We start from the raw sequence: 15892 nt of genomic DNA on the forward strand, positions 1-15892 counted from the left end.
TCATTGCATCAGAGTGGTGCAGTGTGTTTAACCGAAGCACCGAAACCGACAAGACCCCGAAAGGCACGGGCGTGCATAAAAACGACACGAAACCCTTTTCTCTGCGGGATATTCGGCTGGCGCTGGTCCTTCTCACCCGCCTGCCCCTGCCGCGTTTGCCGGATCCAGTGTTTTCTCGGCAAGCTCAGGCAACCTGGGCCTTTCCGATTGTCGGTCTGCTGGTTGCAGGACTCGCATGCCTTGTGGGCTGGGGCGCGCTGGCGCTGGGTTTACCTGTTCTGGCGGCGGCCGGTCTTTTACTGGCCACGCTGATCGCAACAACCGGGGCGATGCACGAGGATGGCCTGGCGGACACGTTCGACGGCCTGTGGGGCGGGTTCACCCGCGACCGCCGGTTGGAGATCATGAAGGACAGTCATATTGGGACTTTCGGCGTGCTTGCCCTGATCGTGTCTCAACTGGTGCGAATATCGGCTATCGCTGCTTTGCTGACGGCTGGTGCGGTGGGCGCAGTTTTAGCAGCCAGCATTGTCTCGCGAGCGTTGATGCCTGCGGTGATGGCTGGATTACCTCATGCCCGCACATCGGGCCTGAGCCATTCTGTAGGAAAACCGCAGACGATTTCCGTCATCGCTGCACTTGTTCTGGCGGTAGCACTCGCCCTTCTGCTCATAGGTGTGGATGCAATACCTGCGATGGGTTTTGCGGCAGCCAGCGCAGCCGCCCTGGCCGTTGTCGCCAAGAAAAAGATCGGTGGCCAGACCGGCGATATTCTTGGGGCCACACAATTGGTGTCCGAGATAACCTTTCTGCTGGTCTGCGCCGCGCTGGTTTAAGACGCACCCCCGGTTTCGATGCGCAAGGTGCCGCCGCAGTGTTTGCAATGCACAGCGTCCGGGTCATGTCGGAATAAGCCACAGCTTGGGCATTTGTGGCGAACCTTTTGAGGCATGAAAATCGCCTGCGCCAACCGGACAAAAAGCGCCACACCCACCACCATGATAAAAACCGAGAACAGCTTACCCCCTGGCGTAGGCAAGGTGATATCGCCGAACCCGGTGGTCGTAAGGGTCGCCATGGTGAAATAGAGTGCGTCAATATAGGGCGTTTGCGAATCTGCGGGAATAAAGAACACCAGAACGGCGGTCGAAGTTGCGAAGACAAAAACCATCAGGTTGATGGCGGCGATCACCGCGTCTTCGTGGGTGCGGAAGAAATTGCTGTCGCGTCGTAAGTCCCGCAGCAGGTGGTAGGAATGGATCAACCGCAAGGCGCGTAGAATCCGCAAAAACGCAAGGTTACCCGTCAGGAACGGATCAAGCACCAGAGAGACGATAACAACGATATCCGCCAGCGTGTAAATCTGGCGCAGCAGCTTCCAACGGTCCTTGGCGATCCAAAGCCGCGCTGAGAAATCCAAAAAAATCACAAAGCCAATCAGCAGGCTTGCGACCGTGACGCCCGACCCCTGAGGAAAATGAGCGGTGGCGACAAAGAAGATGATCGACACAATATCGAAAAGGATCAGACCATAACGAAACCAGACCGAAATCGGGTCGTGCCCGATATACAGGTATTTCACCGTCTGCTTCATATCCACCCTGTATCATGCTGCATACACAGTGAAATTAACGACAGTTGTGCAAATCACCAAGCCACGAAAAAGGCCGCCCCAATTAGAGCGGCCTTAATCACGATTCTCTTGCAATCAGGCGGCGCGCGAGGTCAGGACTTCGTCTACCTGCTTGGCGGCCGAAACTTCGCCAGCACCGGAAACAGCTGCAACCTCGCGTGTCAGGCGTTCCAGAGCAGCTTCGTAAAGCTGACGCTCGGAATAGCTCTGCTCGCGTTGATCGTCGGTGCGATGCAAATCGCGAACAACTTCGGCAATCGAGATAAGGTCGCCCGAGTTGATTTTCTGTTCATATTCCTGGGCGCGGCGGGACCACATGGCGCGTTTTACCTTGGCCTTGCCCTTCAATGTCTTCATCGCCTGGCTGATGACATCTGGCGAGCTGAGCGACCGCAAACCGGATTCGGTTGCTTTGTTGGTCGGCACCCGCAGTGTCATTTTGTCTTTCTCAAATGAGATGACGAACAGCTCGAGCGAGAAACCCGCAACTTCCTGCTCCTCAATCGAGATGATCTGACCCACGCCATGGGCGGGATAGACAACATAGTCGTTGGGGCGGAACTCAAGCTTTTTCGACTTTGTCATTCAGTTTTTTCCTTGCTTACGGACCGGGACACAGACAACAAAAGCACCACGTGCCGGGACTGTCTCAGCCCCGTCAGGCGGCGTTTCTGTCATAAATTCAGTACTCCAAAGCGAGCATACTTACGGAGCGCATCCCAATCTCGGTCATCATATTAAAACTGAGTATATCACAAAAATACGACACCCGAAAGTTTACCCAAAGGAAAATATTCGAATTACCTGCGCGCACAATGCTTTATTTCAAGATCTTCGCGCTGTGCCGTGCGCTTTCTTCGCGAATCGCTTAGCCGCCTTCGCCGGGTGCTTCAGAGAAATACTTCTCCATCTTACCCTCTTCACCGTCGCGCTCTTCAGCGTCGGGAAGCGGGTCTTTCTTTGTAACAATCACCGGCCACTGTTCCGAGAACTTGCGATTGAACTCAACCCATTGCTCCATTCCCGGCTCAGTATCCGGGCGGATTGCGTCTGCCGGGCATTCCGGTTCACAAACACCACAGTCGATGCATTCGTCCGGGTGAATAACCAATGTATTCTCACCTTCATAGAAACAGTCCACCGGGCACACTTCGACGCAGTCTGTGTATTTGCAGGCGATACAGTTTTCGGTGACAACATAGGTCATGAGCGGATTCCCGTTTGCGGTTCGTTCGACTAGCTAATTCAGTCTGGCCCGCTCTTCAAGATGGGATCAGCGATCTTCTGTGCGAGAAAGATCAAGAGCGCGCCGATCCTTCTTGGTTGGACGACCTTTTCCTTCGAACCCCGGATTTTTAGGAGGCACGTCCTGTTTTTCCGTCATATCGAAGTACAGCGTTTGCGCCTCGGGGGCCGGACCGCGGCGTTCGCCCAGTTTTTCCACGCGCACAACCCGCACGATACGGCCCTGGGGAAAGGTCAGAACGTCTCCGGGTGCCACGGCTTGCGCCGGTTTGAGCACCCGGTTTCCGTTCAATCGGACATGGCCGCCACTGACCTGCTTGGCTGCCAGGCTACGGGTCTTGAAGAACCGCGCCTGCCACAACCATTTGTCGATCCGCAGCTTGGCCTCGGCCATCTTGTGTCAGTTGCCGTCTTTCAAACCCATAAGCGCCGCAGCGAATGGGTTGTCGGGATCAATGGCCTTTTCCTTTTTCGGAGGCCGTGACGAGAAGGTCTTGGCACCCTGAGGTTTGCCGCCCTTCTTGCCGTGCGGCTTGCCGCGACCGTCCTGGGGTTTGCCACGGGGCTTGCCTTTGCCCTGCCCCTGCTCGCGGCGCGGGCCACGGTTTTGCTGGCGTTGACGGCCCCAGGTGAAGGTATAGAAAACCTCAACCTCGGGCTCATCCGGTGCGGCGTCAGGCGCTGGTGCCTCGGCTGCCGCCTCGGTGCTTGTTGTGGCCTCGGCTGACGCCTCGGCGGGTGCGGCGGCTTCTTCCGACGTAGCCTCAGGTGCCGCAGAATCTTCAGCGACAGGCTGTTCCACCGCTTCCGCCGCAGGTTGCTCAGAGGCAACCGCTTTCACCTTTTCACGCTCACCGCGTTCGGCCTTGTAGCCCAAGCCCTGCATCAGGTCCGCGAATTGTTCCAACGTCATGCCCGTGATCGACAGCATGTCGGGCTTGGCTTCGAACCCGCCCCGGCTGTCTTCGGCGCGCAGCATATCAGCCAGACGTTCCAGCATATCGATCCGGATCGAACGCTCGCCCGCATCACGGTAACCACACATGGTGTCATAGCCCTGCGGCGCATCCTTGGCGACAGGTACAGTGACCAGACCCGGAGGCGGCGCTTCGGGGAATTCCTGCAAACCGCTGGACAACGCCCACAACACCAGACGCAGACGCGTAGGTGCTGGTTTCAGCAGCAGCGGCATGAAAATCGTGAACTGGCCAAAGCGGATACCGTGCTTGCGCAGCGCGCCGCGGGCATCCTGATCCAGATCCTTGACCTCTTGCGCGACTTGCCCGCGCGGCAGAACGCCCAGCGCCTCGACCATGCGGAACGCAAAGCCCTTCGCCAGACCGCTCAACTCTTCGTCACGCGACAGGTTCAGCAGCGGCTCGAAAAGCGCAGCGACCTTGCGGTCGATGAAGTGCTGCAACCGGCGCTGCACTTTCTGTTCGACATCCGGCCCTGCGGCCTCATCCACAAAAACTTCGACCATCGGCTTGAGAGGCTCTGCCCCGGCAACCAGCTTGCCGACGGCATATTCGCCCCACATCAGGCCACCCTGATCCGTGAAATCAATTTCGGTATCGGGCGCATTGTAGAAGCGATCGGCGCGCAGATGGAATTGCGGCGCGAGTGCTTGCAAAGAAGCCGATTTCAAAGCTTTCGCCTCGGTCCCTTGCGCGCTTTTGTCCGGTGTAAACCGGAACCCTTCCAGACGACCGACGAATTCGCCTTCGACGGTCACTTCACCCTTGTCATTTACTTCGGCCAAAAGGGCCTCCTTCTGTTTGAGCCGGCGCAGCAAAACAGATGTACGCCGGTCCACAAATCTTTGAGTCAAACGATCATGCAACGCGTCTGACAGTCTGTCTTCTACAGTGCGTGTTTCGTCACGCCAATGCGATTCGTCACGGACCCAGCCGTTTCGTTGCGCAACATATGTCCAAGTGCGAATATATGCCAACCTTTTGGACAACGTATCAATGTCACCCTGGGTCTGGTCGATACGGCGAATCTGCCGCGCCATAAAATCATTCGGGATCGATCCGCGCTCGTGCAGGTGACCATAGATCACTTCAAGCAAGCTGGCGTGTTCTGCGTGGCTGATGCCGCGAAAATCGGGGATTCGGCACACGTCCCACAACAAACGGATGGATTGCGGATCGCTGGCGCGGGCTACGACCTCGGTCACTTGCGAAAGAGATTTGAGCGCGTTCAGGTCATCCGCAGGGCGCGCTTTGATCAGATGCTCATCATTTGGGCTGACCTCAAGCGAAGTGATCAGCGCGTCGATGGAGCCGAACCGCAAGGCGGCATTCCGCCAGTTCAGCTTTTTCATCGGCGTAAAGCGGCTGTCCATGATGGCCTGCGCCACACCTTCGTCCAGCGGCGGGGCCTCGCCCGTCACACCAAAGGTGCCATCAGACATCCCGCGACCGGCCCGGCCCGCAATCTGCGCCAGTTCATTCGGGGCCAGTGGGCGCATCCGGCGGCCATCAAATTTGGTCAGAGATGAAAACGCGACATGATTCACATCCAGGTTCAGCCCCATCCCAATGGCGTCGGTGGCAACCAGATAATCGACTTCGCCGTTTTGATAGAGGTCAACCTGAGCATTCCGCGTTCGTGGGCTGAGCGCCCCCATTACAACGGCCGCCCCCCCTTTCTGACGGCGCAGCAATTCCGCGATGGCATAAACATTGTCGACCGAAAATCCGACAATGGCGCTGCGTGCAGGCATCCGGCTGATCTTCTTTGACCCAGAATAGACCAGTTGAGACATCCGTTCGCGCCTTACGAATTGCACTTCGGGAACAAGCGCCGCGATGGGGCCGCGCATAGTGTCAGAGCCTAGGAAAAGCGTCTCGTTCGTGCCACGGGATCGCAGCAGACGATCTGTAAAGACGTGGCCGCGTTCGGGATCGGCACAAAGTTGGATTTCGTCGATCGCAACGAAATCTGCCCCCATGCCTTCAGGCATGGCCTCGACCGTGCAGACCCAATACTGGGTGCGCGGCGGCACGATGCGCTCTTCACCCGTTACCAAGGCCACAACCGACGGGCCACGAATGGCAACGATCTTATCATAGACTTCGCGCGCCAGCAGACGCAGCGGCAAACCAATCACGCCGGTGCGGTATCCCAGCATCCGTTCGATTGCGTAGTGGGTTTTACCTGTGTTTGTCGGGCCCAATACGGCCACTACTCGGGATGACCCGCTCACCATTGCCCCCTGCCCCAGACCTTACAGCGCTGCGCCTTCAACCTGAGGCTTCAGTCGATTCACCGCATTGGTTACTTCTTCATGATGGGGATGTATAGCCAAGGCCCGCGAATACGCGTCATAGGCTTTCTGAGGCTCTCCGATAATCTCAAAGATCAAACCCAGCCCGTATATTGCCTCATAATGGTTGGGGTTGAGGGTCAATGCGTGCTCCAAATCAGCAGCCGCCATTCCGAACCGTTCAATTCCAAAAAATGCCGAGGCACGTACATGCCAGCCTTCCGCAAATTCGGGTGCGTGATCTGTCAACGCTGTCAGATGATCCAGTGCGGCGTCTACATCTCCGTTTTCAAGCGCTTCGCGCCCTCGTTCCAACAACAGATCCGCCGAAGCTGAACCGGACTGTGCCCACAGCGCCTGCAACTGCCGATCCAGAGCCATAGCCTGTTCGGGCGTGGATTGGGCCAGTTGCTGCAGCAGCGCGTCTTCATCCCGCAAATCCGCCTGTTGCGCGAAGCAACTGGTGGAAAACGTGACTAGGACAACAAGTGCCGCAACGGTACCTTTGAGATTGTGGATTGCAATGCTCATAACAATCGTCAGTGTAGCGTTGCGACCGGGGATGTCCATTCACGGCGCACTAACAAAATGAGGAAAAGCATGAGCGAGATTCTTGAAAAGGCGGCAGCCGCGCTGAATGAAAAACTGGAAGGCGGCGCATTCGACGCCTCGGCCAAGTTTGCTATCGCCGATCTGGGCGCAATCGTGTTGGACGCAGACGGCGCGCGCGTCAGTGACGATGATGCGGACGTTACAATGAGCGCTGACGCCGAAACGTTCGAGCAAATCCTCAGCGGTGAGCTGAACCCTACGGGTGCGTTCATGTCGGGCAAGCTGACCATTGATGGCGACATGGGCGTTGCTATGAAACTCGCATCGGTGTTGGCCTGATGGAATTGACGCCGGCCCCTTTTTTTGAAGACGTGGCCGGCGGTCCCGCCGGTGGGAGCGCCCACTGGCTGATGACTTCTGACCAGATTCGAATCCGTGTGGGTCATTGGCGACCCGAAGGCGATGCGCATGGCACGGTGCTGATGTTTCCCGGTCGAACCGAATATATCGAGAAATACGGAAGCACCGCAGCCGAGTTCATCCAACGCGGCTTTGCCATGCTGGCGGTTGATTGGCGCGGTCAGGGCCTGGCGGACCGTTTGCTGGACAACCCTCGTATTGGCCATGTCGATCAGTTTACAGACTACCAGCATGACGTTCAGGCGACGCTAGATCTTGCCCGTGCGCTGGATCTGCCGAAACCCTGGCATGTGATCGGGCACTCAATGGGCGGTGCTATTGGGTTACGCGCCGTGATAGAGCAGAAGTGCTTTGCCGCCTGTGCTTTCACCGGACCGATGTGGGGTATTTTCTTCACCCCGGTTATGAAACCCCTCAGTCGTGTGACAGCCTATTGGGGTACGGCGCTTGGTCTTGGTGAAAAGACACCTCCGACCACAACCCTGGAAAGCTATGTCCTGTCGCAACCGTTTGAAGGCAACATGCTGACCCGCGATGCGGCGATGTTTAAGATGATGCAGGATCAACTAAAGGCCCATCCCGAACTGGCGCTTGGTGCGCCTTCAAACCTTTGGCTGCGCGAGTCGCTGGACGAATGCACCTGGCTGATGGAACACCCCGCCCCAGACACACCTTGCCTGACCTTTCTGGGCAGCCACGAACAGATCGTCGACCGCAAGGCGATACGCACACGTATGGAAAACTGGCCAAACGGCACGCTTGTCGAAATCCCGGATGGCGAGCATGAAGTGTTGATGGAGGCACTGGAAGTGCGCGGTCCGGTTCTGGATCAGCTGGCCGCGCATTTTCAGTCCAACCCAACCGGCTAGGCCGTGGGCTGAAAAGATCGGCCCCTTTGCCCACTCAAAGGACTGTCCGCTTGTGATCCGGTCGCGCCGGCCCTAGATGTTTGCAAAAGATATCTACAAAAGGTGATCCATGCGCGACCTTCCCTTTCCCGTCCGTGACGCAAACGCAATGGGCGGTGCCGACAACCTTGGTAACCTTCCGGAATGGGATCTGAGCGATCTCTACACCTCGGAAGAAGCGCCCGAGCTTGAGCGTGACCTGGGCTGGCTGGAAGGCGAATGCGGCGCCTTTGCCGCGGATTACGAAGGCAAACTGGCCGAGCTGGACGCAGCCGGCTTGCTGAATTGTGTACAGCGCAATGAAAAGATCAATTCCATTGCCGGACGCATCATGTCCTTTGCTGGTCTGCGCTATTATCAACTGACCACGGATTCCGAGCGCGCCAAGTTCCTGTCAGACATGCAGGAAAAAATCACGATTTTCACCACGCCGCTGGTTTTTTTCACTCTGGAACTCAACCGTATCGACGACGATGTGCTAAAGGCTCATTTCGACGCCAATGCCGATTTGGCACGCTACGAGCCCGTTTTCCGCCGCATCAGAGCGATGAAGCCTTACCAGCTGTCCGATGAGCTGGAAAAATTCCTGCACGATCTGGGCGTTGTAGGTGATGCGTGGGAACGTCTGTTTGATGAAACCATAGCTGGACTGACCTTTGACGTTGACGGCGAAGAGCTGAATATCGAAGGCACCCTGAACCTGTTGACCGAGCAGGATCGCTCTAAGCGCGAAGCGGCTGCGCGGGAACTGGCATCGGTGTTTCAGGACAACATCAAAACCTTTGCCCGTGTTCACAACACACAGGCCAAGGAAAAGGAAATCGTCGACCGCTGGCGTAAAATGCCCACCGCGCAGACCGGGCGTCACTTGTCAAACGATGTAGAGCCCGAAGTGGTCGAAGCGCTGCGCGAGGCAGTTGTGGCCGCCTACCCCAAGCTGAGCCACCGTTATTATGAGCTGAAGCGCAAATGGCTCGGTCTGGATGTGATGCAGGTCTGGGACCGCAACGCGCCCTTGCCCATGGAAGACACACGCGTCGTCAATTGGGACGAAGCCGAAAAGACCGTCATGGACGCTTACAATGCCTTCGACCCACGCATGGGCGAGATCGCATCGCCGTTCTTCTCAAAGGGCTGGATCGACGCGGCGGTGAAGCCTGGCAAAGCGCCAGGTGCTTTTGCGCACCCGACAGTCACTGATGTCCACCCCTATGTGATGCTCAACTATCTGGGCAAACCACGTGATGTGATGACCCTGGCGCATGAGCTGGGCCATGGCGTGCATCAGGTGCTGGCCGCCGATCAGGGTGAGATGCTGTCCTCTACCCCGCTGACGCTGGCTGAAACAGCCTCGGTCTTTGGCGAAATGCTGACCTTCCGCAAGATGCTGGATCAAGCCGAAACCCCGGAACAGCGCAAGGTGCTGCTGGCCGGTAAAGTTGAGGACATGATCAACACCGTGGTCCGCCAGATTGCATTCTACGATTTTGAATGCAAGCTACATGCGGCCCGTCGCGAAGGCGAACTGACCCCGGATGACATCAACGCATTGTGGATGAGCGTTCAGGCCGAAAGCCTTGGCCCGGCATTTGAATTCATGGACGGGTACGAGACCTTCTGGGCCTACATCCCGCATTTTGTCCACTCACCCTTCTATGTCTACGCCTACGCCTTCGGTGATGGCCTCGTGAACGCGCTTTATTCGGTTTACGAAAGCGGAGCGGACGGGTTCGAAGACAAGTATTTCGAAATGTTGCGCGCGGGCGGATCGAAGCATCACAAGGAACTGCTGGCCCCATTCGGATTGGACGCGAGCGACCCGAAGTTCTGGGACAAGGGCCTGTCGATGATTTCTGGCTTTATCGACGAGCTGGAGGCGATGGAAGGCTGATCATTTTTGGTTCTTGGTTGTAAGGAATATGGCCAGGATAATCAAAACAGCCCCAAGGGCCGCAATTGGAGTGATTGTGGCCCCCAAAAACAAGGCTGAGTTGATGAAAGTAAATACGACGGACGCCGCGAACATCAACGTGGCTGTCAAGGTTGAAACCCGAGCGGCCGCCTCATACCAAAGGTAATAGGCCAATGCGGTAGGCAGGACGCCTAACAAGGTCAAAAACAAGACGTCGTTGGCTGTTGGCAGCTTAAACAAAAAAGCTGCCAACGGCAGCAACAGCACGCCCGCGCACAGGAAAATACCGAAAAGGAAGTTCAACCGCTCTTCTGTTGATTTTGAGCTGCGCATTGCACGGCTGCTGGAAACTAGAAACACTGCCCAGCTTAGCCCGGCTCCGATTTCCAGAAGATCGCCATAAAAAGGGTCTCCGCCGCCCTGAAAATCCCGGTAAACTGTTAGGAAAACACCCAGAATTGCCAGCGCCGTGGCAAAGACATCTGCACGTGTCACCTGCGTGTCGGAAAAGAAATACAAGAAAATCAGAACAAAGAACGGAGCAGTATTCTCCAATACCATGGCACTTGCCGCGCCTGTGTATTCAAGGCCAACATGGAATAGGATGTAGTTGATCACCGTCGACAAGACTGCGAGCCGAAAGTTCCAATCGCCCAACTTAATCGATACTGAAACCCGCATCACACGTAACATGCAATAGATCGCCAGAGCGGCGACAAACAGACGTGTTACAGCGATTTGCAGCCCGCCCAGATCGCTGGTGAGATAACGTACAATAACGCTGTGCGTGCCCCAAAGGAACGCTGCCAGGAACCCCAGAACCAGACCATTTTGCGTCAGTTTGGAGCTGAGCATCGCTTTGTTCCGATTACTTCAACTGACTGTCTTTCGAACCTCGACGATTCACTCCACCCCTCAATTTGAACGCGCCATCGCGTTCTTGCTGGCAATCGAGGCAAAGTTTGACGCCCGGCAGTGCGATGCGTCGCTTTTCGGGAATGGGTTCTTCGCATTCCGCACAATGTGTCCGGCTTTCCCCCACAGGCCGCTTTTGTGCCTGCATCCGCGCCAGCTCATCCGAAATCGACGCTTCGATCTGTTCGCTTACCGCGCCGTCACGCGCCCAACCTCCGGCCATGACTCACCTCCTGAAACACAGGAGGATACGATAGCTGGTCCCGCCGTCGCTTAGCAAGTTACAGCGGCTCTGCGCCGTCAAATACGCGGTCGATCATCTCTTGCGTGCCGCGCGAAAACTCCAGTGGACAGGGATAGTCCAGCCCTTCGCGGACCGAACGGCAGAACGCTTCGACCTGTAGTTTGTAGTGATCCGCTCCTGGGAAACGGGTGATCTGAACCTCTAGCCCTGGACGGTGCAGCTCGACTCGTGCCTCGCCGAACACTCGGGCATTGAAAGGGGTTGTCAGGCGGATCAGGCCCTGCTCGCCGTGGAACACCATTTCCTGATGAGGGTGCGCGCGAATGGATACGTAGGCGGAATAGGTGAACCCCGGGAACTGGGCCCGGATTTCCGTAAAGACATCGATGTCATCCTGCCAACGGATTGCAGATTGTACGGACACGGGCTCTTCCCTGGTGGCAAAGCGTGCACCGCCGATCACATAGACGCCGATATCCCGCAGACCGCCGCCGCCGGTTTCAGCGCGGTTACGGATGTTCCCGGTATCCGCCCGATTGTCAAAACTGAACGCACCGGTCACATGCACCAAATTCCCGATGGCCCCATCCACAATCAGATCACGGGCCAATTGCCATTGGGGGTGATGCACGATCATGTAAGCTTCGGCCGCAAGCAGGCCGGTTTGGTCGCGCTTGGCGATCAACGCGTCAAACTCATCTGCGCGCATAGTCATCGGCTTTTCGCATAGCACATGCTTGCCAGCGTCAAGGGCCTTCAGGCTCCATTCGACGTGCAAATGATTGGGCAGAGGGATGTAGATTGCGTCTATCCCTGGGTCCGCCAACAACGCGTCGTAACTGTTGTGAACTTGGAGGTCAGGGCAAAAAGACAGAAAAGGATCCGCCTTTGCCGTATCAGAGGTCGCCAGGGCCGCCAACTGCGCGCCGTTGGCGGAATGGATCGCTGGCGCCATATATTCCCGCGCAAATTTCGCGGCCCCCAAAACGCCAAACTGAACAGGTTTTTGCATCGCGCCCTCCCTATTTGTCCACGCCAATTTGTTCGATCATCGCAACAATACACGATGTGACGCTTTCAAAATGTCATCGAAATAAAGCACGCCTTTCCCGTAGCATACAAGCTGGCCCGCCGCCACTTATTCACTTTTCCTGATCCGTTTCCGTGTCTGCCCCGTAGCAAACATATCGACAGGTGTGCAGCGCAATTAGGTCTGCCGCTTGTCTTGATCAGACGTAACCAATTGGGTGGGAGAAACCAAAAACGACGGATATGCAGACGACAACCAAGGATCAGCAAACCATAACCGGGATTGTCCTGAACAGCGGCGCGCCGGGCACCTTTGACGACAACCCGGATGACTTTGACATATTGCGTGAAGCAGCGATTGCAGCAGGGCTGGTCGAAACATTGGATAGCCCTGAAGTGGATTTGACGGTCTTCGCACCAAAGGATTCAGCGTTCATAAATTTGGCCCAAACCCTTGGCTTCACGGGCGATGACGAGGCGGAAGCGCTGAATTTTATCGTCAAGGCACTCACGCTTCTTGGTGGCGGAGATCCTTTGCCCTTGCTGACCGATATCCTCAAGTACCATGTGGTTGACGGAGAATTCACCAAAGACGCCGTGGTTGCGCTGGGTAACGGTGCTGAGATTAACACCCTTCTGGGATCATCTCTTGAACTGAACCTGGAAACGTCACCACCGAGCTTGGTTGATGCGGACGCTGCTATTACTGACCCAAACCTGGTTGCATTTGACGTGGATGCGTCCAATGGGATCATTCACGTGCTGGACGGCGTGCTGCTTCCGGTATCGGTATCAAGCATACTGGGTCAGAAAAATACCGATTTCATTCTGGGTGATGACACTGACGAGTTCATTTTCACCGGGAAGGGTCAGGATTACATCCATGGCGGTGGTGGTCGCGATGTTATCAAAGCGGGTAAAGGCAATGACGTAGCCCTTGGCGGCGACGGGAATGACATCGTTTTTGGCGGGCGCGGCAAGGATATTTTGCGCGGCGATGATGGCCACGATAAAATCTACGGAGGTCGCGGCGCTGACCTGATCGATGGCGGTGCTGGCGATGACATCCTGATCGGCGGACGCGGCAAGGATACTTTCGTCATGGAGAACGGAGGTGGGGACGACTTGATCCTCGATTTTCGCGCTGGCAAAGACAAGATTGATCTGTCCGGATATGACGGGATTACCAGCTATGAAGATATCGAAGACGACATCTCTGGTGGGTTCTTGCGCACAGAGATTGAATTGGACGATGGCGACAGCATCGTACTGACTGGTGTTCGCCCAGGTCAGCTCTCTGAAGACGATTTTGTTTTCGTTTGAAGCGAAACAAACCAGCCCGCAGAGATTGCGGGCTGGTTTTTCGGTCAGCTGGTTGCCAGCATGCCTTTTTCACGGGCCAAATCCCGCATTTTCTTTTGCAGTTTTTCAAACGCGCGCACCTCGATCTGACGGATACGTTCGCGGCTGACGTTGTACTGCGTGCTCAGCTCTTCCAGTGTCACCGGCTGATCCATCAACCGGCGCTGGGTCAGGATGTCCTTTTCCCGATCGTTCAGAACATCCAGTGCTGCGGTCAGCAACTCGCGGCGGGCTTCCAATTCATCGCGCGCCTCATAGTCACCCGCCTGATCGGCATCTTCATCTTCCAGCCAATCCTGCCATTGCATCGTGCCCTCGCCTTCGGACCCAACGGTCGCGTTCAGCGAGGCATCCCCACCGGACATACGGCGGTTCATGCTGATGACTTCCTCTTCGGTCACACCCAGATCATTGGCGATCTGCTTGACGTTTTCAGGACGCAGGTCGCCTTCCTCCAAAGCGCCGATACGGGCCTTGGCCTTGCGCAGGTTGAAGAACAGCTTTTTCTGAGCCGAGGTTGTACCCAGCTTTACCAACGACCACGACCGCAGGATATATTCCTGAATCGAGGCGCGAATCCACCACATGGCATAGGTCGCCAGCCTGAAGCCTTTTTCAGGATCAAACCGTTTGACCGCTTGCATCAGGCCCACATTTGCCTCGGAAATCACTTCGGCCTGAGGCAGGCCATAGCCGCGATAGCCCATAGCGATCTTGGCCGCCAGACGCAGGTGAGATGTCACCATCTTATGCGCGGATTCGGTGTCCTGCTCTTCGACCCAGCGCTTGGCCAGCATGTATTCTTCTTCCGGCTCCAGCAGGGGAAACTTGCGGATTTCCTGCATATAGCGATTCAGGCCGCCCTCGGGCGTCGGTGCGGGGAGATTTGCGTAGTTTGCCATTATGATGTCCCTCCGACAAATGTTTAAGTCTTTAACATAGGATATGGGTAAGGAACCCTGCCTATTCAAGAGGTGCTGTTATCAGTCTGAAATTAAACTTCTGTTAAGGGAAGATAAGAAACTCTTTCTCACGGGACTTTGCTTATTGTGACACTGGTTTGCGCAGCCCTGCAATCAGGGATTTCATATCTTGCGGCAGGTCAGCTTCGAACCGCAGGTTTTCGCCGGTCACCGGGTGTTCGAAGCCCAAAACCGCTGCATGAAGGGCCTGACGCGGGAAATCGCGGACAGATTCAGCAGCCGAAAGCGAAAACGCCTTGGCAGACAGCTTGCGCTTGCCGCCGTAAACTGGGTCTCCGACCAGCCCATGCCCTGCATGAGCCATATGCACACGGATCTGATGGGTGCGTCCGGTTTCCAGCCAGCATTCGATCAAGGCCAGCCCTGCGGGTGTACCAAAACTCTCAACAACCCGTGCACGCGTTACTGCGTGGCGCCCCCCGTGAAACAGAACCGCCTGCCTCTGACGGTCTGTCTTGTGCCGCGCAAGCTGCGTGGTCACGCGCATGATTTTGCCGGGTTCGAAACTGACGCCTTTGACACCGCGCAAACGTGGATCGTTTGCGTCCGGCACTCCGTAGCACACGGCGCGGTAATACCGTTCGACACTATGGGCTGCGAATTGCTCGGCCAGGCCGTGGTGTGCAGCGTCCGATTTTGCCACCACCAAAAGGCCACTGGTTTCCTTGTCGATCCGATGCACGATGCCCGGACGTTTTACCCCACCAACACCTGACAGATCATCCCCGCAATGGTGCAGCAACGCGTTCACCAGAGTGCCGCTTGGCGAACCCGGCGCGGGATGCACGACCATGCCTGCGGGCTTGTTCACAACGATTACGTCCGCATCTTCAAAGACAACCTCAAGCGGGATGTCTTCGGGGCCGATATGGCTGTCTTCGGCCTCGGCCACGACGATGGTAATATGTGCTCCTTCCGAGACTTTTGCCTTAGGGTCACGTGCTTCGCGCCCGTCGATCTGAACCGCACCCTCTTCGATCAGACGCGCCAACCTGGTGCGCGACAGGTTTTCACCGTCTGGCACATCCCTCGAAAGCGCCTTATCAAGGCGTGACGGCGGATCAGCCGCGATCTGAAACTCAATCTGGCGGGTGCCCATGACTGTCCCTTCCGAACCCCAAGAACCGCAGGAAACACCGCAGCTGCGATTGCTGCGGCGGATGGTCATGTTGTTGACCGCGGTGATGATTGGCGGGGTTCTAGTGACATTCGCCCTGATTGTCATCCGCCTATCGGACCGCACCCCCACCCTTCCGGATCAGATCGAGTTGCCGGACGGTGCGAAGGCCCAGGCGCTGACCATCGGCTCTAACTGGTATGCAGTTGTCACGGACGACAACCGTGTTCTGATCTTTGACAAAACGACCGGAAAGCTGCGCCAAGAGATTGCTGTTGAATGAGCCTGAGCAACATTT

General features: G+C 56.4%; 17 protein-coding genes. 6 read left to right on the plus strand and 11 right to left on the minus strand.

The features are described from left to right. Positions 1–23: 23 nt before the first annotated feature. Positions 24–836 carry an adenosylcobinamide-GDP ribazoletransferase gene (gene cobS / locus GS632_RS04420; RefSeq protein WP_371809922.1) on the plus strand — a complete coding sequence of 271 codons (813 nt, stop codon included), beginning with the start codon at positions 24–26 and terminating at the stop codon, positions 834–836. Here the strand turns inward: cobS and GS632_RS04425 are convergent. The 6 genes from GS632_RS04425 to GS632_RS04450 form a co-directional block, all read right to left on the minus strand. Continuing rightward, positions 833–1594, minus strand: a complete 762-nt coding sequence (locus GS632_RS04425; RefSeq protein ID WP_171237413.1) for an ion channel — start codon at positions 1592–1594, stop codon at positions 833–835. The genes cobS and GS632_RS04425 overlap by 4 nt on opposite strands. Positions 1595–1708: 114 nt before the next feature. Then, complete coding sequence (locus GS632_RS04430; protein WP_171089457.1) at positions 1709–2218, minus strand: CarD family transcriptional regulator; 510 nt, start codon at positions 2216–2218, stop codon at positions 1709–1711. 283 nt (positions 2219–2501) lie between these two features. Next, positions 2502–2840, minus strand: coding sequence for a ferredoxin FdxA (gene fdxA / locus GS632_RS04435; RefSeq protein WP_074735041.1), 339 nt, complete (start codon positions 2838–2840; stop codon positions 2502–2504). A 66-nt stretch (positions 2841–2906) separates the two neighbouring features. Then, positions 2907–3272 carry an RNA-binding S4 domain-containing protein gene (locus tag GS632_RS04440; protein ID WP_171234068.1) on the minus strand — a complete coding sequence of 122 codons (366 nt, stop codon included), beginning with the start codon at positions 3270–3272 and terminating at the stop codon, positions 2907–2909. A 6-nt stretch (positions 3273–3278) separates the two neighbouring features. Further along, the gene (locus GS632_RS04445; RefSeq protein ID WP_216601712.1) at positions 3279–6095 is read right to left on the minus strand and encodes a DEAD/DEAH box helicase; all 2817 of its coding nucleotides are present in this window, start codon (positions 6093–6095) and stop codon (positions 3279–3281) included. Positions 6096–6113: 18 nt separating this feature from the next. Continuing rightward, on the minus strand, positions 6114–6722 hold the full coding sequence (locus GS632_RS04450) for a tetratricopeptide repeat protein (protein WP_171174626.1): 609 nt from the start codon (positions 6720–6722) through the stop codon (positions 6114–6116). 30 nt (positions 6723–6752) lie between these two features. Here GS632_RS04450 and GS632_RS04455 point away from each other — a divergent pair, with 30 nt between their 5' ends. From GS632_RS04455 to GS632_RS04465, 3 genes are all read left to right on the plus strand, one after another. Further along, positions 6753–7043, plus strand: a complete 291-nt coding sequence (locus tag GS632_RS04455) for an SCP2 sterol-binding domain-containing protein (protein WP_171174628.1) — start codon at positions 6753–6755, stop codon at positions 7041–7043. Further along, positions 7043–7993, plus strand: a complete 951-nt coding sequence (locus GS632_RS04460) for an alpha/beta hydrolase (protein ID WP_171174630.1) — start codon at positions 7043–7045, stop codon at positions 7991–7993. The genes GS632_RS04455 and GS632_RS04460 overlap by 1 nt, the downstream gene beginning before the upstream one ends. A gap of 109 nt (positions 7994–8102) precedes the next feature. Next, positions 8103–9923 carry a M3 family oligoendopeptidase gene (locus GS632_RS04465; protein WP_171174632.1) on the plus strand — a complete coding sequence of 607 codons (1821 nt, stop codon included), beginning with the start codon at positions 8103–8105 and terminating at the stop codon, positions 9921–9923. Here GS632_RS04465 and GS632_RS04470 read toward each other — a convergent pair whose 3' ends face one another. The 3 genes from GS632_RS04470 to GS632_RS04480 are packed head-to-tail and all read right to left on the minus strand — an operon-like array spanning position 9924 to position 12115. Further along, complete coding sequence (locus GS632_RS04470; RefSeq protein ID WP_171721362.1) at positions 9924–10799, minus strand: DMT family transporter; 876 nt, start codon at positions 10797–10799, stop codon at positions 9924–9926. It lies immediately after the preceding gene. Positions 10800–10812: 13 nt separating this feature from the next. After that, positions 10813–11082, minus strand: coding sequence for a DksA/TraR family C4-type zinc finger protein (locus tag GS632_RS04475; RefSeq protein WP_171237409.1), 270 nt, complete (start codon positions 11080–11082; stop codon positions 10813–10815). Positions 11083–11140: 58 nt separating this feature from the next. Next, positions 11141–12115, minus strand: coding sequence for a Gfo/Idh/MocA family protein (locus GS632_RS04480; protein ID WP_171237408.1), 975 nt, complete (start codon positions 12113–12115; stop codon positions 11141–11143). A gap of 260 nt (positions 12116–12375) precedes the next feature. On the opposite strand from GS632_RS04480, the gene GS632_RS04485 reads away from it, so the two are divergent. Continuing rightward, entirely contained in the window at positions 12376–13455 is a 1080-nt protein-coding gene (locus GS632_RS04485) for a fasciclin domain-containing protein (protein ID WP_171721361.1), read from the plus strand. Positions 13456–13499: 44 nt separating this feature from the next. Here GS632_RS04485 and rpoH read toward each other — a convergent pair whose 3' ends face one another. Both rpoH and GS632_RS04495 read right to left on the minus strand, forming a co-directional pair. After that, positions 13500–14396, minus strand: coding sequence for an RNA polymerase sigma factor RpoH (gene rpoH, locus GS632_RS04490; protein WP_171237406.1), 897 nt, complete (start codon positions 14394–14396; stop codon positions 13500–13502). Positions 14397–14538: 142 nt separating this feature from the next. Next, on the minus strand, positions 14539–15576 hold the full coding sequence (locus tag GS632_RS04495) for an RluA family pseudouridine synthase (RefSeq protein WP_171721360.1): 1038 nt from the start codon (positions 15574–15576) through the stop codon (positions 14539–14541). Here GS632_RS04495 and GS632_RS04500 point away from each other — a divergent pair. Further along, positions 15575–15877 carry a DUF6476 family protein gene (locus GS632_RS04500; RefSeq protein ID WP_171174647.1) on the plus strand — a complete coding sequence of 101 codons (303 nt, stop codon included), beginning with the start codon at positions 15575–15577 and terminating at the stop codon, positions 15875–15877. The genes GS632_RS04495 and GS632_RS04500 overlap by 2 nt on opposite strands. Positions 15878–15892 lie beyond the last annotated feature (15 nt).

It is taken from the genome of Ruegeria sp. HKCCD7296 (genome assembly GCF_013110775.1).
Taxonomy (GTDB): domain Bacteria; phylum Pseudomonadota; class Alphaproteobacteria; order Rhodobacterales; family Rhodobacteraceae; genus Ruegeria.